The 23,330-nt window shown below is 73.6% G+C and carries 20 protein-coding genes; 15 read left to right on the top strand and 5 right to left on the bottom strand.

Annotation, left to right across the window (positions count from 1 at the left end):
- Positions 1-136 precede the first annotated feature (136 nt).
- Positions 137-2,263, top strand: a complete 2,127-nt coding sequence (locus tag SM611_RS26900; protein ID WP_371952879.1) for a hypothetical protein — start codon at positions 137-139, stop codon at positions 2,261-2,263.
- A 54-nt stretch (positions 2,264-2,317) separates the two neighbouring features.
- On the opposite strand, the gene msrA is transcribed toward SM611_RS26900, so the two are convergent.
- Positions 2,318-2,827, bottom strand: a complete 510-nt coding sequence (msrA, locus tag SM611_RS26895; protein WP_371952877.1) for a peptide-methionine (S)-S-oxide reductase MsrA — start codon at positions 2,825-2,827, stop codon at positions 2,318-2,320.
- 217 nt (positions 2,828-3,044) lie between these two features.
- Here msrA and SM611_RS26890 point away from each other — a divergent pair, with 217 nt between their 5' ends.
- The gene (locus SM611_RS26890) at positions 3,045-5,081 is read left to right on the top strand and encodes a SpoIIE family protein phosphatase (protein WP_371952875.1); all 2,037 of its coding nucleotides are present in this window, start codon (positions 3,045-3,047) and stop codon (positions 5,079-5,081) included.
- A gap of 33 nt (positions 5,082-5,114) precedes the next feature.
- Here the strand turns inward: SM611_RS26890 and ppk2 are convergent, their stop codons facing one another.
- Positions 5,115-5,918, bottom strand: coding sequence for a polyphosphate kinase 2 (ppk2, locus tag SM611_RS26885; RefSeq protein ID WP_371952873.1), 804 nt, complete (start codon positions 5,916-5,918; stop codon positions 5,115-5,117).
- A gap of 324 nt (positions 5,919-6,242) precedes the next feature.
- Here ppk2 and SM611_RS26880 point away from each other — a divergent pair, with 324 nt between their 5' ends.
- The 3 genes from SM611_RS26880 (at position 6,243) to SM611_RS26870 (ending at position 8,458) form a co-directional block, all read left to right on the top strand.
- Complete coding sequence (locus SM611_RS26880; RefSeq protein ID WP_371952871.1) at positions 6,243-6,491, top strand: hypothetical protein; 249 nt, start codon at positions 6,243-6,245, stop codon at positions 6,489-6,491.
- 357 nt (positions 6,492-6,848) lie between these two features.
- Positions 6,849-6,995, top strand: a complete 147-nt coding sequence (locus SM611_RS26875) for a hypothetical protein (RefSeq protein WP_371952869.1) — start codon at positions 6,849-6,851, stop codon at positions 6,993-6,995.
- Between the two features lie 5 nt (positions 6,996-7,000).
- Positions 7,001-8,458 carry a bifunctional aminoglycoside phosphotransferase/ATP-binding protein gene (locus tag SM611_RS26870; protein ID WP_371952867.1) on the top strand — a complete coding sequence of 486 codons (1,458 nt, stop codon included), beginning with the start codon at positions 7,001-7,003 and terminating at the stop codon, positions 8,456-8,458.
- A 64-nt stretch (positions 8,459-8,522) separates the two neighbouring features.
- On the opposite strand, the gene SM611_RS26865 is transcribed toward SM611_RS26870, so the two are convergent.
- Complete coding sequence (locus tag SM611_RS26865) at positions 8,523-9,086, bottom strand: DoxX family membrane protein (RefSeq protein WP_371952865.1); 564 nt, start codon at positions 9,084-9,086, stop codon at positions 8,523-8,525.
- A 223-nt stretch (positions 9,087-9,309) separates the two neighbouring features.
- On the opposite strand from SM611_RS26865, the gene SM611_RS26860 reads away from it, so the two are divergent.
- Positions 9,310-9,888 carry an Rv1733c family protein gene (locus SM611_RS26860; RefSeq protein ID WP_371952863.1) on the top strand — a complete coding sequence of 193 codons (579 nt, stop codon included), beginning with the start codon at positions 9,310-9,312 and terminating at the stop codon, positions 9,886-9,888.
- Here SM611_RS26860 and SM611_RS26855 read toward each other — a convergent pair.
- On the bottom strand, positions 9,838-10,215 hold the full coding sequence (locus SM611_RS26855; RefSeq protein ID WP_371952861.1) for an enoyl-CoA hydratase/isomerase family protein: 378 nt from the start codon (positions 10,213-10,215) through the stop codon (positions 9,838-9,840). The two genes, SM611_RS26860 and SM611_RS26855, sit on opposite strands and share 51 nt — an antisense overlap.
- A gap of 246 nt (positions 10,216-10,461) precedes the next feature.
- Entirely contained in the window at positions 10,462-11,415 is a 954-nt protein-coding gene (locus SM611_RS26850; RefSeq protein ID WP_371952859.1) for an acyl-CoA desaturase, read from the bottom strand.
- Between the two features lie 187 nt (positions 11,416-11,602).
- Here SM611_RS26850 and SM611_RS26845 point away from each other — a divergent pair, with 187 nt between their 5' ends.
- The 9 genes from SM611_RS26845 (at position 11,603) to SM611_RS26805 (ending at position 23,327) form a co-directional block, all read left to right on the top strand.
- Positions 11,603-12,844: a cytochrome P450 gene (locus SM611_RS26845; RefSeq protein ID WP_371952857.1), complete on the top strand. Its 1,242-nt coding sequence runs from the start codon at positions 11,603-11,605 to the stop codon at positions 12,842-12,844.
- Complete coding sequence (locus tag SM611_RS26840) at positions 12,841-14,436, top strand: peroxidase family protein (RefSeq protein ID WP_371952855.1); 1,596 nt, start codon at positions 12,841-12,843, stop codon at positions 14,434-14,436. The genes SM611_RS26845 and SM611_RS26840 overlap by 4 nt, the downstream gene beginning before the upstream one ends.
- Positions 14,415-16,571 carry an alpha/beta hydrolase family protein gene (locus tag SM611_RS26835; RefSeq protein WP_371952853.1) on the top strand — a complete coding sequence of 719 codons (2,157 nt, stop codon included), beginning with the start codon at positions 14,415-14,417 and terminating at the stop codon, positions 16,569-16,571. Before SM611_RS26840 ends, SM611_RS26835 begins: the two co-directional genes overlap by 22 nt.
- A gap of 9 nt (positions 16,572-16,580) precedes the next feature.
- A complete protein-coding gene (locus SM611_RS26830) occupies positions 16,581-16,889 on the top strand; it encodes a hypothetical protein (RefSeq protein WP_371952851.1) in 309 nt (102 codons plus the stop codon).
- Positions 16,890-16,996: 107 nt separating this feature from the next.
- A complete protein-coding gene (locus SM611_RS26825; RefSeq protein ID WP_371952849.1) occupies positions 16,997-18,025 on the top strand; it encodes a TIGR03617 family F420-dependent LLM class oxidoreductase in 1,029 nt (342 codons plus the stop codon).
- Between the two features lie 100 nt (positions 18,026-18,125).
- Positions 18,126-19,451 (top strand): metal-dependent hydrolase family protein, encoded by a 1,326-nt coding sequence (locus tag SM611_RS26820; RefSeq protein WP_371952847.1) that lies wholly within the window; start codon positions 18,126-18,128, stop codon positions 19,449-19,451.
- 122 nt (positions 19,452-19,573) lie between these two features.
- On the top strand, positions 19,574-20,095 hold the full coding sequence (locus SM611_RS26815; protein ID WP_371952845.1) for a (2Fe-2S)-binding protein: 522 nt from the start codon (positions 19,574-19,576) through the stop codon (positions 20,093-20,095).
- Positions 20,092-21,084, top strand: coding sequence for an FAD binding domain-containing protein (locus tag SM611_RS26810; RefSeq protein WP_371952843.1), 993 nt, complete (start codon positions 20,092-20,094; stop codon positions 21,082-21,084). Before SM611_RS26815 ends, SM611_RS26810 begins: the two co-directional genes overlap by 4 nt.
- A complete protein-coding gene (locus tag SM611_RS26805) occupies positions 21,081-23,327 on the top strand; it encodes a xanthine dehydrogenase family protein molybdopterin-binding subunit (protein ID WP_371952841.1) in 2,247 nt (748 codons plus the stop codon). Before SM611_RS26810 ends, SM611_RS26805 begins: the two co-directional genes overlap by 4 nt.
- Positions 23,328-23,330: the final 3 nt, after the last annotated feature.

Genomic DNA, 23,330 nt, shown 5'->3' with positions numbered 1-23,330 from the left:
GCTCCTGCCGGGGCCGAGTTCCGGTGCCGAGCCCCGCGACTCGGTGGCTGCTCGCTCGGTGTGCGTGGCGTGTGATCCTTAGATCCAGGAATGTGCCGTGCGGCGAGGGCCTCGGCGGTGGTCCGGACGGGGCGGGATGAGCGGAAGACGCGAGGTCGATCGGACCGCGAAGAGGTATGTCCGCACCAAGGCCGGGCAGTTCGCGGTCGTCCAGCTCCTGATCGGCATGGCGCTGCTGATGGTCTGGCCCTTCGCCTTCGGCTTCATGGTGGAGGAGGTCACGGCCGCCGGACGGGCCGCGAGAGGCGAGGGGGTTCCGGGCACCTTCATCGCGCGATCGGAGACGTGCGGACGCGGCGGATGTACCTGGTACGGCCCGTTCACGACCGGCGGCCTCTTTCAGCCGACCGCCGAGAGAGTCGAATTGAGGGGCGACGGCGACCATTCCGTTCACGCCGGAGAGGCGGTGCCCGCCCTCGACGTCGGTTCCGGAAGGTTCGTCCACATGCGGGGCGGGTCGCCGGAGTGGGGGCTGCCGTTCACCGCCGCGGTCCTCGCCGCGATCACCGGGGGCCTCGGCGCGGGGTTGAACGGCATGGTGCTGTGGGGCGTCTACTGGACGCGGGCCTCTCCCGCGTCGCGCAGGCGGCAGGCGCGGGAACGCGGGCGCTCCGCGCTGCGCGGCCTGGCCGACCGCGACCGGTGGGTTTGGTCGGCGCGGCCGGGCCGTTCCACGACCAGGGTGACGATGGCCAGGTCCAAGCGGCGGACTCTGGCCGGGGCCGCCGGCGTGCTCGCGATCGTGTCGGCGCTGCCGCTGTTCGGCCTGATCTGGGTCGTGTTCAACGAGGAGACCACCCGGGCCGAGTTGATCGCGGGTTTGTGGTCGCCGCTCTTCGCGGTCGTCTTCGTGGGCGTCGCGATCCAGACGCTCAGGCTGGTGCTTCTACGGCCCCGGATGTGGGTGACCGACGATGAGATCGTCCTCTGGGACGCGCTGCTGCTGTGGAAGGTGCTGCGGATCCCGCGCTCAGCCATCGCGGCGGTCCGCTGCCGCGACGAGTCGCGGCCGTGCCGGATCGAGGAGGGCGTGGCCCAGTTGACGCCGTTCTGGGAGGAGCTCAACCTCGTCCTGCGGATGCGGGACGACATCTCCCTTCCCGCGCGCCGGCTGCGGTGGGGCAACTGGTTCTGGGTCATGTTGACTCTGCGGGATCTCAACCCGCAGACGGGCATGCCTCAGCGGGGTCGTCTGGTGCGCGGGTTGTGCCTTCGGGTGCAAGAACCGCGCCGGGCGGCCATCGACCTCGACCGCTGGCTGGCGGAGGACGAGACGCCCCCTCCGCCGGAGATCGCGCTGGTGGAGAACGCCCTGAACGGGACGGTGCGGACGCACCGCGGCGCCGGCGGTGCGCGCGTCAAGATCAAGGGACGGCTTCCCCGGCCGGTGCTGGCCGAGTTCGTGAACGAGGGCGCCGGGACGCTGCGGGCCTGGCTCCGGCGTACCGAGTTCGGCCGGGGGATCCCGGTCATGGTGTGCGGCCCGGGCGAATCGCCCGCCACGACCGTCCTGGACGACCGGCTGCTATCGGGCAAGGAACTCACGAAGAGGTTCCTCCACGTCGAGGCCGAGGGCCAGTGGACCGTCACGATCAGCGGACCGCAACGGGCACGCGGGTTCACCGGCTCCACCACGGGCACCGGGCCCGAAGTGCTCCGCTACCAGGGGCCGGCCGGCATCGCCGTCGTGACATGTCCAGGCGGACAAGCCCACCAGGTCCACCTGCACGCACCGGACCTGGCCGCGGTCGCCGGTTGCGACCCGGTCGCGTCCACCGACGGGTTCAGCGAGCGCGAGTCCCGGCCGAGCCGGAGCACGTTCGCCGTTCCGGCGCAGGCCCTGATTCGCGTGAGAACGGCCGGGGCGGACTGGCGGATCGACGTGACGCCGCTACAGCAGGCCGACGTGGACGACCTCGCGCAGGCCGGAGAACAGGGACACGACACGGGTCACGTCCAGCCGTTCGAGCACTCCATCGCAGGTGACCGCACCGCGGTAGTGCGCTACCTGGGGCCTCCGGGACCGGTCCTGTTCCGCGGCGGTGACGCCTTCGGCCTCCTGCACCTCCGCGTCACGCTGACCCCGGCCCGGACACTGGCCCTCCCGGGCGGCGACACGGTGGTCCAGCTGCGTCCCCACACGCTTCTCCAGGTCACCGGAGGCCCCGGTGCTTGGTCCCTGGAGGAGACCGCTCCGCCTTGAGAACCAGGGGGACGGTGCGGCGCCGGGGGCCGGCGGCCGCACCGTCCCGTGGCGTCAGGCGGTGGCGGCCCGCTTGGGCAGCCTCCAGCCGGGGCGGGGGAAGTGGCACGTGTACCCGTTCGGATACTTCTGCAGGTAGTCCTGGTGCTCCGGCTCGGCTTCCCAGAAGTCGCCCGCGGCGGTCACCTCGGTGACGACCTTGCCCGGCCACAGGCCGGAGGCGTCGACGTCGGCGATGGTGTCCTCGGCGACCTTCCGCTGCTCGTCCGAGGTGTAGAAGATCGCGGAGCGGTAGCTCGTGCCGATGTCGTTGCCCTGCCGGTTCACGGTCGTGGGGTCGTGGATCTGGAAGAAGAACTCCAGCAGCGCCCGGAAGTCGGTCTCGTCGGGGTCGTAGACGACCTCGATGGTCTCGGCGTGGGACCCGTGGTTGCGGTAGGTGGCGTTGGGCACGTCGCCGCCGCTGTAGCCGACCCGCGTGGAGACCACTCCGGGCTGCCGGCGGAACAGCTCTTCCATCCCCCAGAAACAGCCGCCTGCGAGCAGTGCCCTCTCGGTTGCCATGTTCTCTCCCTCGCTTCCTTCGACAGCACGTACAGCGGGCGCCGCGGCGGCGTTATTCCGCCACCCGTCGCAGGAGGCCGGTGACCCGACGGCGCTGCCGGCCGCCCGGACCGGGACCGGGCCGGGACGTGGAGGGTCGTCTCATGCCGATTCGGGTGGAAATATTGATCTACGCAGGTGGGACACCCTTTACGGTGCCGCGTGCTTCCATGTCCTTATGGCTCAGAGCAACATTTGGGCGCCGGGCGAGGACTCGCCCGTTCCGGCGATAGCCGTGGTCGGCGCCCGGGGGGACGTGGTGGGCTGGTCGCGGATGGCCGAGGAACTCCTCGGGTATTCACCGGCGGAGATCCTGGGCCGTCCCGGGACCGATCTGCGCATGGAGCGCGATCGCGCGTCCCGGCTCTGGACGTGGGGCGGCGAGGACGGCGATGACGACCACCAGGCCGGCATCTTCGACCTGCGCCACCGCGACGGCGACCAGATCGTGGCGCATTTCGAGTGGACCCGCATCGCCACCCCGGGCGGAGCGCCCGCGTGGGTGGTGGCGGCCCTACCCGTCGGCCTTCTGACCCTCGGCGCCTCCGTGCTGGAACCCCTGCTGTCGGCGGTGCCGGTGGTGATGGTCGTCTGGGACCCCGAACTCCGGCCGGTCTGGCGCAACGAACAGGCCCGGCGGCTGGAGCGGGCATTCCCGTTCTTCCAGGTCGGCCGGCCGCTGCCGGTGGACCTGGCCGAGGCGGACATGCTGGTCCCGCCGGAACTGATCCGCGAAGTGCTCGCCGAGGGCGTCCCGGTGGTGGACCACGAGGTCCGATGGGAGACCCCCGACCGGAATGAGGGACGCACCTTCTCGACCTTCCTCTTCCGTGTCGAGGGCGTGGACTCGCGTCCCCTCGGCGTGTGCCTGATGGCCGTCGACATCACCCACAGCGGCGCACGCGAACGCCTGGCCCTGCTCCGCCGGGCCAGCATCCAGATCGGCACCACCCTCGACGTCCGGCAGACCGCCCAGGAACTCGCCGACCTGGCCGTCCCGGCGTTCGCCGACTACGTCACCGTCGACCTCACCGAGGCCGTCCTGCCCGGGCCCGAACCCCTGGAGCGGCTGGAGGCCAACGCCAGCGGCATCCCGACGTTCCTGCGCGCCGGCCTGGCCTCGATCCACGACGAGATCCCCGAGTCGCTGTGGCCGCGGGGGCAGCCCGTGTACGTGCCTCCCTCGTCCCCGTTCACCGAGGTTCTCGCGTCCGGCCGCTCCCACTTCGAACCGCGGATGGAGACCACGTCCGCGAACTGGCTCGACCGCGATCCCGATCGGGCGAGGACCGTCCGCGCCACCGGCATGCACACGCTGATCATCGTCCCGCTGAAGGCCCGCGGGAACCTGCTGGGGATCGCCGTCTTCGTCCGCACCGACAACCAGGCGCCCTTCACCCGCGACGACCTGGCGCTGGCGGAGGAGCTCGGGGCCCGCGCCGCGCTGAGCCTGGACAGCGCGCGCCAGTACACCCGGGAGCACGACGCGGCGCTCGCCCTGCAGCGGCAGCTCCTCCCGAGCAGGTTGCGGGGCGGCGACATGATGGAGCTGGCCTCGCGCTACCTGCCGTCCGACGTCCACCAGGGCGTCGGAGGCGACTGGTACGACGCGATCCGGCTGAACGGCTCGCGCCTCGCCCTCGTGGTGGGCGACGTGACCGGCCACGGGATCAACGCCGCCGCGAGCATGGGGCGCCTGCGGACCGCCGTGCGGACGCTCGCCTACCTGGGCCTGCCCCCCGACGAGCTGCTCGCCCGTCTCGACGAGCTGTACGCCGCGCAGACCGAGGACGAGGACGGCGACGCCCTGTCCCCCATCGCCGCGACCTGCCTGTACGCCGTCCACGACCCGGCCACCGGGCGCTGCGTCATGGCCTCGGCGGGGCACCTGCCGCCCGCGATCGTCCGTCCCGGCGGCGACGTCTCCTTCCCCGGCCTCCCGGCCGGCAATCCGATCGGGCTGGGGCTGGGCGCGCACCGGTCCGCCGAGTTCGAGCTCGACGAGGGGACCACGCTGGCCCTCTACACCGACGGGCTGATCGAGCGCCGCGACCACGACCTCAACGACGGCATGCGGCGGCTGGGCACGGCGCTGACCCGGGACGCCCTTCCCCTGGACGACCTCTGCACGAGCGTCATCGACGCCATGATGACGAGGGCCGCCGAGGACGACGTCACCCTGCTCCTGGCGAAGACCCTGACATCCAACAGATGAACCGCCCGGGGGCGCCGTTCGGCGCTCGCGGCCTCAGTCCAGCAGGGTCGCCGCGTGATCCGGGACGTAGGTCTGCTCGTCTCGCGGGGGGCGTTCGTAGCCTCTCGAAGGAGGACGCTGCGGCAGCCGGAGCGGCGGGCGCTCCACCTCGCCGTAGGGAATGCGCGACAGCAGGTGGGAGATCATGTTGATGCGGGCGCGGCGCTTGTCGTCGCTGTCGACCACGAACCAGGGCGCCTCCGGAATGTCGGTGTGGACGAACATCTCGTCCTTGGCGCGCGAGTACTCCTCCCATCGCGTGATCGCCTCCATGTCCATGGCGGACAGTTTCCATCTCCGCATCGGATCCTCGAGCCGGCTGCGGAAGCGGCGCTCCTGCTCGGCGTCGCTGACCGAGAACCAGTACTTGTGCAGCAGGATGCCGTCCTCGACGAGCATCCGCTCGAATATCGGGCACTGGTGCAGGAAGCGCCTGTACTCCTGGCTGGTGCAGAAGCCCATGACCCGCTCGACTCCCGCGCGGTTGTACCAGGACCGGTCGAACAGGACGATCTCGCCGGCCGCGGGCAGGTGCTCGACGTACCGCTGGAAGTACCACTGGGTCCGCTCCCGGTCGCTCGGCGCCGGCAGCGCCACGACCCGCGCGACGCGGGGGTTCAGGTACTCGGTGACGCGCTTGATGGTGCTGCCCTTGCCCGCGGCGTCCCGTCCCTCGAACACCACCGCGACGCGCGCTCCCTCCGCGCGCACCCACTCCTGCAGGACCATCATCTGCTCCTGCAGCCGGAGCAGTTCACGCTCGTAGACCCGCCGAGACAAACGCCGGGGACCGCCCATACCGCCTCCAAGCATTCAGCATGTGGTCCTCCAGTCTCGCACCGGCATGCCGGGCGCCTCCTTCCGGACGGCGGGTGCCCGCGCGGGCCGAACGGCTGCGCGGACGAGGGCGAAGGTCCCTAGGGGCGCGGTCCGCCCGGATGGACGCTGGAGGTGCTGGTCCCCTCGCACGAGGAGGTCGATGTCGCCCCGCACGAGGGTGGAAACCCGCCGGACCACTACCGCGGCGAACGGCCGGGCTCCGCGCTGAGCACCGCGCCGTCGCCGTAACCGTTCACTCGCGTCCGCCCGTGGGGCGGCGCGCCGACGCAAAGGAGTTTCGCGATGGCGAGGCAGATCGGCCCCCCCAGTCTCTCCGTCCTGGCCTTGGAGCAGCGTGTAGCGGTGCTGGAACGGCAGACCGCCGCCCTGGCACGGGCCGCCCGCCTGCTGGCCGCCGCTCTGGAGGACGTCGCCTTCGACACCTCCAACGACGGGACGCCGGTGGCCAGGCGAACCCGCCTCACCGACGTCACCGCGCTCCTGCCCGACACCGCGGGCGCCCGAGGCGCGGACGAGAGTTCCCTCTCCTGATCGGCCCGGCTCCTACCGGGGAGCCTTCCGACCACGGCGACCGCAGGGGGGCTGAGGAACGACGAACTGCGGAATCTTGATCCGGCCACCTGCCCGGCGCTCGCCCAGCGGGTGGCCGTCGGCCGGCTCGTGTGGGGCCGAGCTCGTGTGGGGCCGAGCTCGTGTGGGGCCGAGCTCGTGTGGGGCCGAGGAGGAAGGGGACCGTGACCCATCACGACCTCCTCATACCCGATACCTCCATGCCACCGCCCCACACATCCCCGCCGCAGGGCCGAAGGACCCATCTCGCGGGGACGGTCGGCTCTGGCCGCGGAGCGGTCCGGGGGAGACGGTGGAGGTGACTCAGGGAGGTCGCCGATGCGGGTCATGCCAGAGCGGTTCACGGCCATGCCCGCCGCCGGCGAGGACGGGCGGCCCCCCGCCGCCGAAGGCGTCGTGGATGTCGTCCCCGCTCTCGGGTACGACCACGACGACGCCCGCCCCGCCCCGTATCCGAGAGCGTGAGGCCCGTGCAGAACGCCGCAGTCAGCGAGACCCACATCGGTGTCGTCTTCTTCACCGGAGACCGCGCCTACAAGATCAAGAAGCCCGTCAGCCTGGGGTTCCTCGACTTCAGCACCCGTGAACTGCGCGAACGCGCCTGCCACGAGGAGGTCCGGCTCAATCGGCGGTTCGCCCCGGACGTCTACCTCGGCGTCGCCGACGTGCACGGACCGGACGGCGACGTCTGCGACCACCTGGTCGTCATGCGCCGGATGCCCGCCGACCGCCGCCTGGCCACCCTCGTCGAGGCCGGCACGCCGGTACGGGACGCGCTGCGCGACACCGCGCGCATCCTCGCGGCCTGGCACGCCCAGGCTCCGCGCGGCCCCGAGATCAGCGCGCACGGCACCCGCGACGCCGTCCAGGCCCGCTGGCACGACAGCTTCGACCAGGTCCGCCCGTTCCACGGTGACGTGATCGACGCCGCGGCGGCGGCCGAGATCGAGGCGCTCACCGACGAGTTCCTCGACGGCCGCCAGGCCCTGTTCGACGCGCGGATCGCCGACGGACGCGTCGTCGACGGGCACGGTGACCTGCTGGCCGGCGACGTCTTCTGCCTGGACGACGGCCCCCGCATCCTGGACTGCCTGGAGTTCGACCGGACGCTGCGCAGCCTGGACGGGCTCGACGACGCCTCGTTCCTGGCCATGGACCTCGAACGCCTCGGCGCCCCGGACCTGGCCGAGTACTTCCTCACCGAGTACGCCGCGTTCGCCGCCGACCCGGCGCCGGCCTCACTGCGGCACCACTACATCGCCTACCGGGCGTTCGTCCGCGCGAAGGTCGCCTGCCTGCGGCACGACCAGGGCGACCCGGACGCGGCCGCCGAAGCACGCGCCTACGCCGACGTCGCGCTGCGCCATCTGCGCGCCGGGCGGGTCGGGCTGATCCTGGTGGGCGGGCTGCCCGGCACCGGCAAGTCGTCGCTGGCCGGAGCCCTGGCCGACCGGCTCGGGTGCTCGGTGCTGGGTAGCGACCGGGTCCGCAAGGAGCTCGCCGGGCTCGCCCCCCTCGACTCCGCCGCCGCCCCCTACGGCACCGGCCTGTACGACCCCGAATGGAACGACCGCACCTACCGGGAACTCGCCGACCGCGCCGCGAGCCTGCTCCGGCTGGGCGAGACGGTCGTCCTGGACGCGTCGTGGACGTCTAAGCAGCAGCGCGACCTCGTCGCCCTGGTGGCCGAACACGAACACGCGCATCTGAGCTCCCTGCGCTGCGAGGCCCCGCAGGACGTCGCCGCCGAACGGATCCGCACCCGGGCGCGAGGCGCCTCCGACGCCGACGCCGCCATCGCCGCCGCCATGCACGCGCACGCGGAGCCGTGGCCCGAGTCGAGCCCGATCGACACCGGCGGGACACTGGACAACTCTGTCGAACAGGCGCTCGACATCCTCCGGCCGCACGTCCCCGAACACCGGTAGGACGGCGGCGAAACACAGCAGGACGCCCGCCGCGGGGGCGGGCGTCCTTGGTGATCGTCATCGGCTACTTCAGGAAGGGGAGCCGTTCGACCAGCGGGGTCTTGCCCCACCAGCGGCCAAGGCCCAGGGTGTCGCCGGCGCTGACCAGGGCCAGCCCGACGATCAGCAGCGCGTAGATCAGGTGGTCGTCCATGAAGACGTTGTTCTCCGGAGGCAGCACCGCCGACCACATCATGACCAGCAGCGCCGCGCCGCCGACCGCCGCGATCCGCATCCCGATGCCCAGGATCAGCGCCGCACCGACCCCCGCCAGCCCGATCATGAACAGCCAGTCGGCCCACGCCGCACCGGCCATGTCGTTGTAGAACCCCGCCAGCGGGCCCTTGGGGGCGTGCGCCAGGAAGCCCTCGGTCGGGCTCCCCCCGTCCAGCCAGCCCTTGCCCGACGGGGTCGCGTGGCCCAGCCCGAACAGCTTGTCCACGAACGCCCACGCGAACACCCAGCCCAGCGCCAGCCGCGCCAGGGCCCACACATAACGCGCGGCGGGCGACTCGGTCAGCGGCTCAGGCTTCACCACCCGGACCAAAGAGCCCCGCCCCACACTCGTCTTGTGCTCGGAGACTGCCATCGCCGTCTCACCCTCCATCACATCGCCGGTTCTTCCACCCCCAACTCAACGCCACCCGCCACCGGCGCCGTAGATCCGTTCGGCGCAAGATCGAAGGGACCAAGGTCCCTAGGAGCGGCGGTGGACAGGGGCTAAAGGCCCGTCTGTCAGGGGCTTCGGCCTCTGCAGGTGCCGGTCGCCGCACGTCTAGCGTCGTCCCAGGCGGCTTGGAAGGGACGGCGTCATGAAACCGGCGACGATGTGGGCGCGCGCGAATCGCTGGCGCCGCAGCCTCGGCCTCGACGGCAACGACCTGAGACGTGACGTGGACCGCGCCCAGCAGAGGCTCGGCATCGTCCTGCTCATGCTCTTCTTCGGCATCGCCCTGCCGCTGGGCGTCCACACGGCCCAGACCGTCTACGACTCGGGTGTGCGGGCCGAGCGGCACGAGGCCGCCACCTGGCGCCGGGTCGACGCGACCGTGGTGAAGGTCAAGGAGGTGAGCGGCCGGCACCGGGTCACCGTGGCGTGGACCGGGCCGGACGGCACCCGGCGGACGGGCGACTACACGACCTGGCGCGGGTCCGCCGTCGGGAGCCGTATCGCGGTCTGGGCCGGCCCCGGCACCGTGTCGCTTCTCCCACCGCGCGATCATTCGCGGACCGTCGCCCAAACGGGGGTCGTCGCCGCGGCGGTCGCCCTGGCCACGGCGTTGCCGCTGCTAGGCGTCCACCGGCTGGCGCGACGCCGCTTCGACCGGCACCGCGACCGCCTATGGGACGCCGCGTGGGCGCGCCTCGACAACCACCGCATCGGCCCCTGACCCGCACGAGCGCTCAATCGGCGCCCAGTCTCTCTGGGGACGACCGGCGCTCCGCCATCGCACGCGCCACCCCTCGATACGGTGCCCGCCGGTGGTCGTCGGCGGGCCGCCGAGCACGCTGACCATGGCACGGTCGAGGCCGGCGCAGAACCCCCGGCCCGCTCCGGTGAGGACGACGACCCTGACCTCGGGGTCCTCGGCCACCGCGGCGAGCGTCCGGTGGAGGTCGGCGAGCAGCTCCGCCGAGAGCGCGTTGAGCCGCTCGGGACGGGACAGGGTGAGCAGGGCGATGCCCGGCTCGGGACTGCTCAGTTCGAGCGTCGACATCGCTGCTCCTGGGTGCTGGGAGGGACGGGCGCGCCGCGGACGGCCCCGGCCGCCGCGCCGCCGTGCACTGAACGGAAGATCCTTCTCCGGATCGGGGTCATTGGGAAGGTACAGGGCCCGCTCTGCGAGACGTTGCCCTGGAGTCCGGGCGCCCCGATGAGACGCGCTGCGGACGTCGTATCGCGTTTCGGGGGCGCCCGTCGGCGGGGAGCCGAATGGCCGAATTCGCGTCCCCTCCCATATTCGTCAGTCGGCGGCGCGCTCCGGACAGCTTCGGGCCCGGTGGCGGTTCGCCTGCGTCTCGATGCGGGCCGGGGACGGCCAGTGGACGTCGTACGCGCAGCCCAGCCTTTCGAGGAGCCGGATCAGGGCCGCGCTGGGGTCGGTCTGCCCCTTGAGGACGCCGTGGCGGGCGCTGGTCGGCTCGATGTGGTGCCAGTTGTGCCAGCCTTCGCCGAAGGTCAGGAGCGCCACCCAGCGGACGTTCGAGGAGCGGTCGCGGGCGGCGAAGGCCCGGTCGCCGAAGCAGTGCGCGATCGAGTTCACCGACCAGGTGACGTGGTGGACGACCGCGCAGCGGACCGCTCCGGCCCAGAACAGGGCCGTCCAGAAGCCCGCCCACGACCAGGTGAGCAGGCCCCCGGCCGCGGCGGGCAGCAGGAAGGACGCGGCGGCGATCGCGGGGTAGGCGGCGTCCACGCGGCGGATGTCGGGGTCGGCGAGCAGGTCGGGCACCCAGTGTTCGCGGCTGGACCGCCGGCGGGCGCTGTAGAACCAGCCGGCCTGGGCGTGCAGCAGGCCGCGCAGCAGGGCGAGGCCGGTGTCGCCGTAGACCCAGGGCGAGTGCGGGTCGCCCGGCCGGTCGGAGTACTTGTGGTGCCTGCGGTGCTCGGCCGCCCACAGAGAGACCGGCCCCTGCAGCGCCAGCGCGCCCGCCAGGGCGAACGCCACGCGGACCGGGCGTCCGCAGCGGAAGGAGCGGTGGGTCAGCAGTCGGTGGTAGCCGACGCTGATGCCGAAGATGTTGACGGTGTACATGGCCAGGGCGAGCAGGACGTCGAGGACCCCGATCGCGCGTCCCCAGGCGGCGGCCGCCGCCGCGACCAGGGCGACGGGCGGGAGGACGACCAGGACGACCAGGTAGGCGTGCCTGCGGGTCGCGGAGACCCCGACCGTCTCCCTCGACGCGAGCTCCGCCATGGATCCTCCCCCGAGAGTCGGCTTTCATTGAACTGCGCCGGTCCGGTGGGACGGCAGTTGCCTGACGGATAGGCACCCATCACCGAATGAATCTACTTAACTACTCAAAGTGTCGAACCTCTTGGCGGTGACGGCGCCGGATCCTTACTCTCTGGATCCGCCCGGTCACGAACTCGGAGACGATGCCATGCAGCCCGACGGGTACCTCGCCGCCTACGACGACCTCCTGCGGGCCGATCCGCCCGCCGCGCAGGCCCGGCTGGCCGGCTGGCTGCGCACGGACTGGCGGGACCTGTTCGCCGAGCTGCGCGCCGACCGGCCCGTCCTCGCCGCCCCGTCCTTCACCCTGGTCACCCGGCACGCCGACGTCGTCGACGTCCTGTCCCGGCCGGAGTCGTTCCAGGTCAGCACCTATAGGCCGGCGATGGAGGCCGCGCTCGGCGCCCCGATCATGCTGACCCGCGACGGGACCCCGGTCAACTGGCGCGAGAAGGGCCTGATGCAGGCGATGCTCGCGCCCGAGGACGTCCCGAGAGTGCGCGCGCTCGCGGGAGAACTCGCCGAGCGCGCGCTGGACGGGGCCGACGGCGGGTTCGACGCGGTCCGCGACCTGTTCCGGAGCGTCCCGCTGAAGGTCTGCGCCCGCTACTTCGGCTTCCCCGGGCCCGACGAGGAGACGCTGTCCCGCTGGTCGCGGGCCGTCATGACCGACGTGACCGCCAACCTCGCCGGCGACCCCGGCGTGCGGGCGGCGTCGGTCGCCGCGGGCGCCGAGATGATGGCGTACCTGCGCGGCCTGGTCACCGAGCGGCGGGCCGCGGCCGGCGGCGCCGACGTGCTCGGCCGGCTGGTCCGCACCCGGCTGCCCGCCGAGCTCGGCTTCGACGACGAGCGCGTCGCGGTCAACGTCGCCGGGCTGCTGCTGGGGTTCGTCGAGAACGCCGCCGGGTCCATGACGAACGCCGTGTCCGTGCTGCTCGGGCGCCCCGGCGCGCACGCCCGGGCCGCCGCGGCGGCATCCGATCCGGAGCGGTTCGACCCCCATGTCTGGGAGGCGCTGCGCTTCGATCCTTTCCTGAAGATGATCGTCCGCTACTGCGCGCGCGACCACGTGCTGCCCAGTGGGGAGACCGTCCCGGCCGGACGCCCCGTCCTGGCCTCCGTCGCCTCCGCCATGTTCGACGACGACGCCGTCGAGGATCCCGCGGCCTTCCGGACCGACCGGCCCGAGCACGCCTGGATGCACTTCGGGCACGGCCCGCACGCCTGCCTGGGCGTGCACCCGGGCCGGGTCGTCATCGCCGAGACCGTCCGCCGGGTCATGCTGAGACCGGGGCTGCGCGCCGACGGCGAGGTCCGCCGGGACCGCGCCGTCTTCCCCGACAGCCTCACCCTGCGGTTCGACGCCCCGGCACGCGAGGGGGCATGACCGTGCGAGAGGCCCGCCCGAGCGCCCGCGGCTTCGCCTCCGATGGCGCCCGCAACCGGCTGCGCTACCTGGCGCTCACCCGCGGACGGCCGCTGTGGCGGCTCGCCGAGTCCTCCACCGCCCTGCGCCGCCGCATCAACGCCACCGTCATCGACCAGGCCGTCCGGGAGATGCCGCCGCGCCCCGAGCCGCTGAGCACCATGGCCCCCTACACGTCCTGGGCCTCGCTGACCGACCGCACCTACAGCGGCCGGCACCTGCCGCCCGTCCCCGGCCAGGAGACCGGCCGCCCGACGGTGGAGGAGGCCGCGGACCTCTTCCTGCGCGAGGGCGAGATGACGCCCTGCCCCCGCTCCACCGTGCTGTTCGCCTACTTCGCCCAGTGGTTCACCGACGGGTTCCTTCGCGGGGAGTCGCGCGAGCCCCGCGACCCGCGCCGCAGCACCTCCAACCACGAGATCGACCTCAACCCCCTGTACGGCCTGGACGCCGAGGCCACCGACGCCGTCCGCGCCCACGAGGGCGGCCTGCTCAAGAGCCAGCTCGTCAACGGCGGCGAGTTCCCGCCGTACCTGTGCGAGAACGGCAAGGTCAAGGCGGAGTTCTCGGCGCTGACGGCGGTCCGCATGGAGATGCTCTCCGACGCGCAGCGCGACACCCTCTTCGCGATCGGCGGGGACCGCGGCAACGTGCAGGTCGGCTTCACGATGATGACGGTGCTGTTCCTGCGCGAGCACAACCGGGTCGCCCGGACGCTCGCGGCGGAGAACCCCGGGTGGGACGACGAGCGGCTCTTCCAGACCGCCCGCAACATCGTCATCGTCGAGGTCATCCGGCTGGTCGTCGAGGAGTACATCAACCACATCACGCCCTACCACTTCCGTTTCCTGCTGGACCCGCGCCTGGGCCGGACGCTGCGGCGCGCGCCCTGGCACCGGCAGAACTGGGCGTCCGTCGAGTTCAACCTCGTCTACCGCTGGCACAGCCTCATCCCGTCCAGCCTGGTCGTCGGAGACACCGAACTCCCCACCGCCCGGACGCTCTTCGGCGCCGCCCTGATCCCCGGCCCCGGGCTCGGGCGGCTGTTCGAGGACGCCTCCGAGCAGCGCGCCGGGCGCATCGGCCTGTTCAACACCGACCCGATCCTGCACGACGTCGAGGTCTCCTCGATCGCCGACGGCCGTGCGCTGGGGCTGGCGTCCTACAACGACTACCGCGCCCACTGCCGCTTCCCGAGGGCGCGCGGCTTCGCCCAGGTGTCGGGCGACCCGCGCGTGCGGGAGGCCCTGGCCGGGCGCTACCGCGGCGTCGACGACCTGGAGCTCTACGTCGGCCTGTTCGCCGAGGAGCCCGGCTCGCCCGCCGCCGTCCTGCCGCCCCTGCTCACCAAGATCATCGCGATCGACGCGTTCTCGCAGGCGCTCACCAACCCGCTGCTGGCCCCGCGCGTGCTGACGGCGGAGACCTTCACCCGCACCGGCCTGCGGACGATCGGCGAGACCCGCACGGTCGCCGACGTGGTGGACCGCAACACCCCCGAGGACCCGGCACCGCGGTTCGTGAGCATGACGTGGCGGGGGGCGGCGCGATGACGGCGGACGGCGGATCCGGCGCGGCTCCCGCGGCGCGGCTGCGGGCCGCCGCCCGGGAGCTCGCCGAGATCGCGCACACGCTCCGCGAGGCGTCCGCGCACGCCACGGCCGCGCTCGCCGATCCGCGGGTCGCCGCGGCGGCGTGCCGGGCGCCGCGGGACGGATGGCGCGCGCAGCGCGCGCTGGCCCGCGCCATCACCGACCCCGCCGGGCTCGGCTGGGCCCCGGCGGGCGGCGTGGTCGGCGCCGTCGGCGCCAAGCTCGGCGGGTTCACCGGACGGGCGAGCCTGCCCGTGGCGGTCATGACCACGTCGCTGCGGCTGCGCATCGCCGCGGTCGCCCTCGCCGATCCCGCGCTCACCGCGGACCCGCGGGTGCGCCGGCTGATCGAGGCGGCCGGCGAGGGCCGGGCCGGCGTGCCGGCGGCGATGCGCGACCTCGTCCGGGAGCGCGGGGCCGCGGGCGCGCTCACCGCCGTCTCGCCCGTCTTCAGCGAGGTGCTGGCGCTGCGCGCGCTCCTCGACCGGAACCCGCTGAACGACCACGCCGCCTGGCTCATCGCCACCGGCATGGGCGCGGCGACCGCCGACCCGCTGACGGGGCTGAGCAACCGCGCCATCGCGCGGCTCGACCGCGGTCAGGGCGCCGCCGTGCGCGCCGAGCCCACCGCGCCGGAGGCCGCGCGGTTCTGCCGGGAGGCGTCGCTGCTCGGCCTGCTCGGCGACCTGCTGGCGATCGGGCCGACCGGCCGCGCGCTGGTGCTCACCGTGCGGGGCCCCGACGGCGTGGAGCGGTACGTCCTGCTGGCGCCCGGGATGCGGCCGGGCGCACCCGACGACGCCTCCCCCGCCGACCTGCTCGGCGCGTTCAGCAGCACCGTCCTGGACAGCGGCCCCTACAGCCGCTCCCTCGCCAAGGCGATCGCCGACCACCCCGTCCCGGCCGGCGCCGACCTCGCCCTGATCGGCCACAGCGCCGGCGGCGCGGCGGTCATGAGCCTCAGCCAGGACGCCGCGCTCAACGCCCGCCACCGGCTCACCCACGTCATCGCGATCGGCTCGCCGGTCGACTTCAAGGAGCCCGCGGATCCCGCGACCTGGGTCGCCAGCGTCACCAACCGGCACGACATCATCCCGAGCCTCGACGGGCAGGGCGCCGGGACCTGCTTCCCGGGACGGCCCGGCCGGTACGTCGTCGACTACGCCGACCCGGCGCACCTGTTCCCCGCCTGCCACGGCCTGGAGCAGTACGCCGCCAACATCGAGCACGACCTCCCCGAGGCGCGCGCACACATCGAACGGCAGCTCACGCCCTACAGCGGGCCCGTCGTCCAGCGGCGGCTCTACCGGCTCTACGACGACGCGCGGCGCCCGGCGGGCTTTCCCTTCCTCACCGTCGCCTCCCGCGCCGAGCCCACCCCCGACGGACCGGTGGAACTGCCCGTACGGACGCAGGACGCGGCGGCGCTGACGGCCTGGTTCACGGTCGACGCCGCCTCGGCCGCCGCCGTGCTCGGGCAGGGAACCGCCCCGGTGCGCGCCGGGACGCGGTCGCTGGTCGCGCTGTGCGTGCACGACCACCGTGACAGCACGCTCGGGCCGCACCGGGAGGTCACCCTCGGTGTGCTGGTCCACGATCCGTGGTGCCCACGGCCCGTCGGAGTCTGGCCTGACCTGCTGCGCCGCCCGCACCTGCGCGGCGCCGGGCTGTGGACGCTCGCCACCGCGCTGAGCACGCCCGCCGCGGGCGCCGCCCACCGGAACCTGTGGAGCGACGACGCCTTCACCGCGCCGACCCGCGCCCGCCTGGGCGGCGGGGCCGTCGTTCTCACCGTCGGCGCCCCGGACGACCGCGTCCTCGCCTTCGCCGGGGCGCTCGGCCCGAGCGTGCCCTGGCCGTCGGGCGAACGGGTCCTCTACTCCGCGCGGGCGGACGTCACGCTGCGCTCGCACGTCCACGCCCACGGCCCGGCCCGGCTGCACCCCGCGCCGCGGGCCCGGCTGCGCGCCGGCGCCGGACCCCTGGCCGACCGGCTGCGCGCTCTCGGCCTCGCCGGCGCCCGGCCCGTCCTCTGCCTCAGCAGCCCGCACCGGATGCTCCGGCGCGACGCGGGCACCCCCGTCTTCCCCGCTTAGGAGGCCGCCTTGCCCGCCCGCCGCCCGGTCGCCGACGCCGCCGCCCTGCTGACCGTCGACGCCGGCGCCGTCGAACGCGCCACCGAACGCCTGCGCGCCCTGGTGCGGCGGCTCCGGGACGACCCGGCGACGCCGCCGTGGTTCGCCGACGCCGCCGCGGCCCACCTCGCCGCCGGTGCGATCGCCGCCGCCGACCTCGCGCTCGCGGCGTCCGGCCTGCGCGCCCTGTCCGAGTCGTCCCGGCGCACCACCGCGCCGCGACACGAAGACGAACCGGGCTTCGGCCCGCGGTGCACCGGCCGCGGCCCCGGCATCTGATCCGTCCGGTACGTGGGCCCGGAGGCGGCACCGGACCGCTTGAGATGCCAGGCTCCCATGCGAGAGCCTCGGCCCCTCGCGGCCCCACGCTGAATGGAGATCGGTCAGTGAAGCTCGATGTGCAACTGGACGGCCGGCCGGACGAGGCGGCGGAGCGCGCCCGGACGCTGATCGCCGCCGGGGTGGACGGCCTGTTCACCTTCGAGGGCCCGCACGACGTGTTCCTGCCGCTGATCGTCGCGGCCGGCTCGTCGGACGTCCCGGCGACCGACCTGATGACGAACGTCGCGATCGCGATCCCGCGCAGCCCGATGCATCTGGCCAACATGGCCTACGACCTGCAGCTGCTGAGCAAGGGCCGGTTCCGGCTCGGGCTGGGCTCGCAGATCAGGCCGCACATCGAGAACCGGTACGGCTCGACCTGGAGCAGGCCGGCGGCCCGGATGCGGGAGGCGGTGCTCGCGGTGAAGGCGATCCTGAACGCGTGGCAGGACGGCGGCCGGCTCGACTTCCGCGGCGAGTTCACCAAGCACACCCTGATGCCGGCGACGTTCGTCCCGGGGCCGAACCCGTACGGGGTGCCGCCCGTCCTGCTCGGCGCGCTGGGGCCGGTGATGACCCGGACCGCGGCCGAGGTCGCCGACGGGCTGCTGGTCATGCCGTTCCACAGTCGCCGGCACTTCCGCGAGCGCACCCTCCCCGCCGTGGCCGAGGGCCTGGAACTGGCGGGCCGCGACCGGATCGACCTGTTCCCGCAGGTGATCGTCGCGATGGGCGACTCCCCCGCCGAGATCGAGGCCGCGACCTTCGGCGTGAGGGGGCTGCTGGCGTTCTACGGGTCGACCCCGGCGTACAGGCCGGTCCTGGACATCGAGGGCTGGGGCGACCTGCAACCCGAGCTGAACGCGCTGTCGAAGGCCGGCGACGTCATGGCGATGATCGGTCTGATCGACGACACGATGACGCGGACCCTGGCGGTCACCGGGACCCCCGCCGAGTGCGCCGCCGAGATCAAGAGCAGGTTCGGTGACGTGGCCGAGCGGATCTGCGCCTACTTCCCCGGATCGACCCACCCGCCGGAGACGATCGCCGCCCTCGCGGCCGAGCTGGGGAAGACGGCGGATCCGGCCGCGTAGCCTGCGCCGGGTCGCGGCTCGGATTCATGTGCTCGGTAAGGCTTCGCAAACCCTTGGCCGTCGGCGGCTCTCCGGCCGTGCGGCGGGGCACGGTGCGGGGGTGAGCGAGGAGCGCCCGGCCGGGACGATCGTGATCCGCGATGTGCGGATCTTCGACGGGGTGAGCGACCGGGTCCGGCCCGGGCACGTGGTGACCGAGGGCACCAAGATCAAGACCGTGGGCGAGGGGGCGCCGGGCGGCGTCGGCGCGGGGGCCACGGTCATCGACGGACGCGGGGGGACGCTCATCCCCGGGCTCAGCGACGCGCACGTCCACCTCATCCTCGCCGGCGCCACGCAGGTGGAGCTGATGCTCGGCGGCGCGGGCCTCGGATACCTCCGGGGCGCCGCGGAGGCCGAGGCGATGCTGATGCGGGGGTTCACGACCGTCCGCGACATGGCCGGCGACACCGGCGACCTCAAGCGCATGATCGACGCCGGTGCGCTGCCCGGCCCGCGGATCTACCCCAGCCAGGCGGGCCTGTCCCAGACCGGCGGGCACGGCGACTTCGGCATGGTCTACGACGTGCCGACCGCCCTGGGCGGAACGGCGACCCGCGCCGAGCGGCTCGGCCTCATGCGGGTCGCCGACGGCACCGCCCAGGTGCTCGCGGGCGCGCGCGAGCAGCTGAGGAAGGGCGCCTCGCAGATCAAGATGATGGCCGGCGGCGGCGTCGCCTCTGCCTACGACCACCTGGACGTCCTGCAGTACACGTCCGACGAGCTGCGCGCCGGGGTGCGCGCGGCGGCGGACTGGGGCACCTATGTGGCGGTGCACGTCTACACCGGCGCCGGCATCCGCCGGGCGGTCGAGGCCGGCGTCCGGGTGATCGAGCACGGGCATCTGGCCGGCGAGGACGACCTCGGGTTCATGGCCGAGCACGGCGTCTGGCTGTGCACCCAGCCGTTCGCCGAGGACGACCACGTCTACCCCGACCCGTCGTCGGCGGAGAAGAACCGGCGGGTGTGCGAGGGGGTGGAGCGCGTCTTCGGCTGGGCGCTGGAGCACGGGGTGCGCCTCGCGTTCGGCACCGACCTGATGCTGAACCCGGCCGCGAGCGTCCGGCAGAGCGAGATGCTGGCCCGCCTGGGCGGGCTGGCCGGCGGCCCGGTGGCGGGGTTGAGGATCGCCACGTCCGGCAACGCGGCGCTGTTCCGCGAATCCGGTGCGCGCGACCCCTACCAGAACCCGACCGCGTCCGACGTGGCCGCCTTCGGCGACCGGCCGCACCTCGCCCACCTCGGCGTCATCGCCGAGGGGGCGTGGGCCGATCTGCTCCTCGTCGCCGGCGACCCCACCCGCGACCTGCGGCTACTGGCCGACCCCGCCGCCAACCTGAAGGTGATCGTCAAGGACGGCCGCGTCCACAAGAACACCCTGGCCTGACATCGCGCGATCGCCTTCCTGAGCGGAGCCCCGGACGGCGGCCTCCGCGAGGTGACATCCGGCTACTGAGGGGCAGGGACTCCGGCACGGAGAGTGATCGATTTGATCGTCGAGGAGTCCGCATGGGGATGGACGTCGAGGCACGGCCGCTGGAGCACGCCCTGGAGGCGCGCGCCGTCGTTCTCACCGTCAACGGCCGGGAGCGGGAGGTGCGGGTCGAGCCCCGCGTCAGCCTTCTGGACGCGTTGCGCGAGCATCTCGGGCTGACCGGCTCGAAGAAGGGATGCGACCAGGGCACGTGCGGCGCCTGCACGGTGTGGGTGGACGGCCGCCGCGTGCTGGCCTGCCTGACCCTCGCGATCGCCTGCGAGGGACGGGAGGTCACCACCATCGAGGGCCTGCCGGACGGGGACCGCCTGCACCCCATGCAGGAGGCGTTCATCGCCCGGGACGCGTTCCAGTGCGGCTACTGCACGCCGGGGCAGATCATGTCCGCCGTCGCGCTGCTGGAGGAAGGGCACGCCGCCGACGACGGCGAGATCGCCGAGTGGATGAGCGGCAACGTCTGCCGGTGCGCGGCCTACCCGAACATCCGGGCGGCGATCCGCGACGTCCGGGACGCGGCGGGCGGTGCGGGGCGGTGAGGCCGTTCGGCTACACGCGGGCAGCGGACGTCGGCACGGCGATCACGGCGGTGCGCGAGCACCCGGGCGGCGCGTTCCTGGCGGGCGGTACGACCGAGGTCGACCTGGTGCGGCAGAACGTGCTGCGGCCGGACCTGCTGGTCGACATCAACGACCTGCCCCTGGACCGCGTCGAGGACCTGCCCGGCGGCGGCCTGCGGATCGGCGCGCTGGCGCGCATGAGCGACGTGGCCCAGGCGGACGGCGTGGTCGGCAGGTTCCCGCTCGTCTCGCAGGCGCTGCTGCTCGGCGCGTCCGCGCAACTGCGCAACATGGCCTCGATGGGCGGCAACCTGTGCCAGCGGGTGCGGTGCGGCTACTTCCGCGACGCCGTCTCGCCGTGCAACAAGCGCGAGCCCGGCAGCGGCTGCGCCGCCCTCACCGGTTTCCACCGCGGGCACGCGGTGCTCGGGACCAGCGACAGGTGCATCGCCGCCTATCCGTCCGACGTCGCGGTCGCGCTGACGGCCGTGGACGCGGTCGTCCGCACCCGCGGACCGGACGGCGAGCGGAACATCCCGATCGACGACTTCTTCCTGCTCCCCGGCGACACCCCGCACCGCGAACGTCCGCTGGAGCACGGGGAGCTGATCACGGCGATCGAGGTGCCCGCGGTCCCGGTGGCCCGCCGTTCGGTGTACCTGAAGGTCCGCGACCGCGCGTCGTACGAGTTCGCGCTCGTCTCGGTCGCGGCGGCGGTGGACGTCCGGGACGGCGCCGTCGCCGATGTCCGGCTCGCGCTGGGCGGGGTCGCGACCAAGCCGTGGCGGGCGCGGGCGGCCGAGCGGAGCCTGCTCGGCGGACCGGCGGCGCCGGCCGCCTTCGACGAGGCGGCCGCGCGGGAACTGGCGGCGGCCGAACCGCGGCCGCAGAACGCCTTCAAGGTCGAGCTGGCGCGCCGGACGATCGTCCGGGCGCTGACGGCGCTCACGAACGGGGAGGACCGATGAGCGGATCCATCGGCCGGGAGGTCCCGCGGGTTGACGGCCGGGAGAAGGTCACCGGCACCGCGCGCTACTCCGGGGAGATCGCGCTGCCGGGCCTCGCCCACGCGCGGATCGTCGGCGCGCGGGTGGCCGCCGGGCGGGTCGCCTCGATCGACACCGCGGCGGCGGAGCGGGCCGCCGGGGTCGCCGCGGTCCTGACCCGGCGCGACCTGCCCGCGGTCGCGCGCGTGCCGCTGGTGCCGTCCCTGATGGGCGGGCCCGCACCCGGCGAGACGTTCTTCCCGATGCAGGACGACGCGGTGCACTACGCGGGCCAGCCGGTCGCGATCGTGGTGGCCGACGGCCTCGAGCAGGCGCAGCACGGCGCGTCCCTCGTCCGGGTCGAGTACGACGAGGCGCCGTCCGTCACCGTCATCGAGCAGGGCCGCGCGGACGCCTACGAGCCCGAGAAGATCTTCGGCGGCTTCATGCCGGCGCAGCTGAGCCGCGGGGACGTCGAGGGCGGGCTCGCCGCGGCGGAGGCGCGGGTCGACACCGTGTTCCGGTTCGCGGCCAACCACCACAACGCGCTGGAGCCGCTGACCACCACCGCCGTGTGGGACGGCGACCGGCTGACGCTGTACGACTCGTGCCAGGGCATCAAGGCGGTGCAGCTGACCGTCGCCGCCCTGCTCGGCATGTCGCCGTCGAAGATCCGGGTGCTGACCCGGTTCGTCGGCGGCGCGTTCGGGTCCAAGGCGATGGTCTGGCCGCACGTGACCCTCGCCGCGCTCGCCGCCCGGCACGTCGGCCGGCCGGTCCGCCTCACGGCCACGCGCGAGCAGATGTTCACGTCCTGCGGGCACCGGGAGGAGCAGGAGCAGCACATCGCGCTCGGGGCGCGGCGCGACGGGACGCTCACCGCGATCCGGCACCGCAAGATCTCCGTCACCTCGCCGTTCGACGACTGGGCCGAGCCCGCGTTCGGGGCGTCGTCGCAGGTGTACGCCAGCCCCGCGTTCGAGGGCGCGCACCGGCTGGTGCGCGGCAACACGATGACGCCGACGTTCACCCGCGGGCCCGGCGAGTCCGCCGGGATGTTCAGCCTCGAATGCGCGCTGGACGAACTCGCCTACGAGATCGGGATCGACCCGGTCGAGCTGCGGCTGCGCAACGCCGCCGACGCCGACCCCAACACGGGCCATCCGTGGTCCAGCGGCGGGCTGGCCGAGTGCCTGCGGCGCGGCGCGGAGCGGTTCGGCTGGGCCGGCCGCGACCCGGCGCCCGGCGTCCGCCGCGAGGGCGACTGGCTGATCGGCACCGGCATGGCCACCGCCGCGTACCCGGTGGCGTTCTTCATGCGCACCCAGCGCGCCCGCGCCCGCCTGTACTCCGACTGCACCGCCGTGGTGTCCACCGCCGCGCAGGAGTTCGGCACCGGGATGACCACCGTCCTGACCCAGGTCGCCGCGGACGGCCTCGGCCTCGGCCTCGGGGGCGTGCGGCTGGAGTACGGCGACACCGACATGCCGACCGCCGGCTCCCCCGTGGGCTCCAACGGCGCGATGATGGTGAGCGCCGCCGTGCACAACGCCGCCGTCGCCGTCCGCGACCGGCTGGTCGCCGCGGCCACCGCCGATCCGGACTCGCCGCTGCACGGCGCCGATCCCGGCACGGTCACCGTCGAGGGAGGGCGGATGGCCGCCGCGGGAGGCGGCGCCGAGACCTACCGCGACCTGATGGAGCGGCACCTCATGAACGATGCCGAGGCCATCGGCAGCTGGGACCCGCCGCCGCTCAGCACCCCGTACGGGCTGCTGACGTTCGGCGCCCAGTTCGCCGAGGTGGCGGTCGACGCCGAGCTCGGCCTCGTCCGGGTGCGGCGCATGACCGGCGCGTTCGCGCCCGGCCGCGTCCTCAACCCCCTGACGGCGCGCAGCCAGCTGATGGGCGGCATGCTCTGGGGCATGAGCCAGGCCCTGCTGGAGGCCACTCGCATGGACACCGGGCTCGGCCGGTGGGCCAACACGAGCCTGGGCGACTACCTCGTCCCGGTCAACGCCGACGCGCCCGACGTCGACATCGAGCTGATCGAGGTGGACGACCCCGTCACCGGGCCGCTCGGCGTCAAGGGGGTCGGCGAGATCGGGCAGGTGGGCTCGGGCGCGGCGGTCGCCAACGCCGTCTTCCACGCGACCGGCGTCCGCGTCCGGGAACGTCCGATCACCGCCGAGCACCTGCTCGGCGGCCTGAAGGACCCCGTCTAGTCT

The sequence above is a fragment of the Actinomadura monticuli genome (genome assembly GCF_041463655.1).
Lineage (GTDB): Bacteria > Actinomycetota > Actinomycetes > Streptosporangiales > Streptosporangiaceae > Spirillospora > Spirillospora monticuli.
This window is presented reverse-complemented; position numbering and strand designations above follow the sequence as displayed.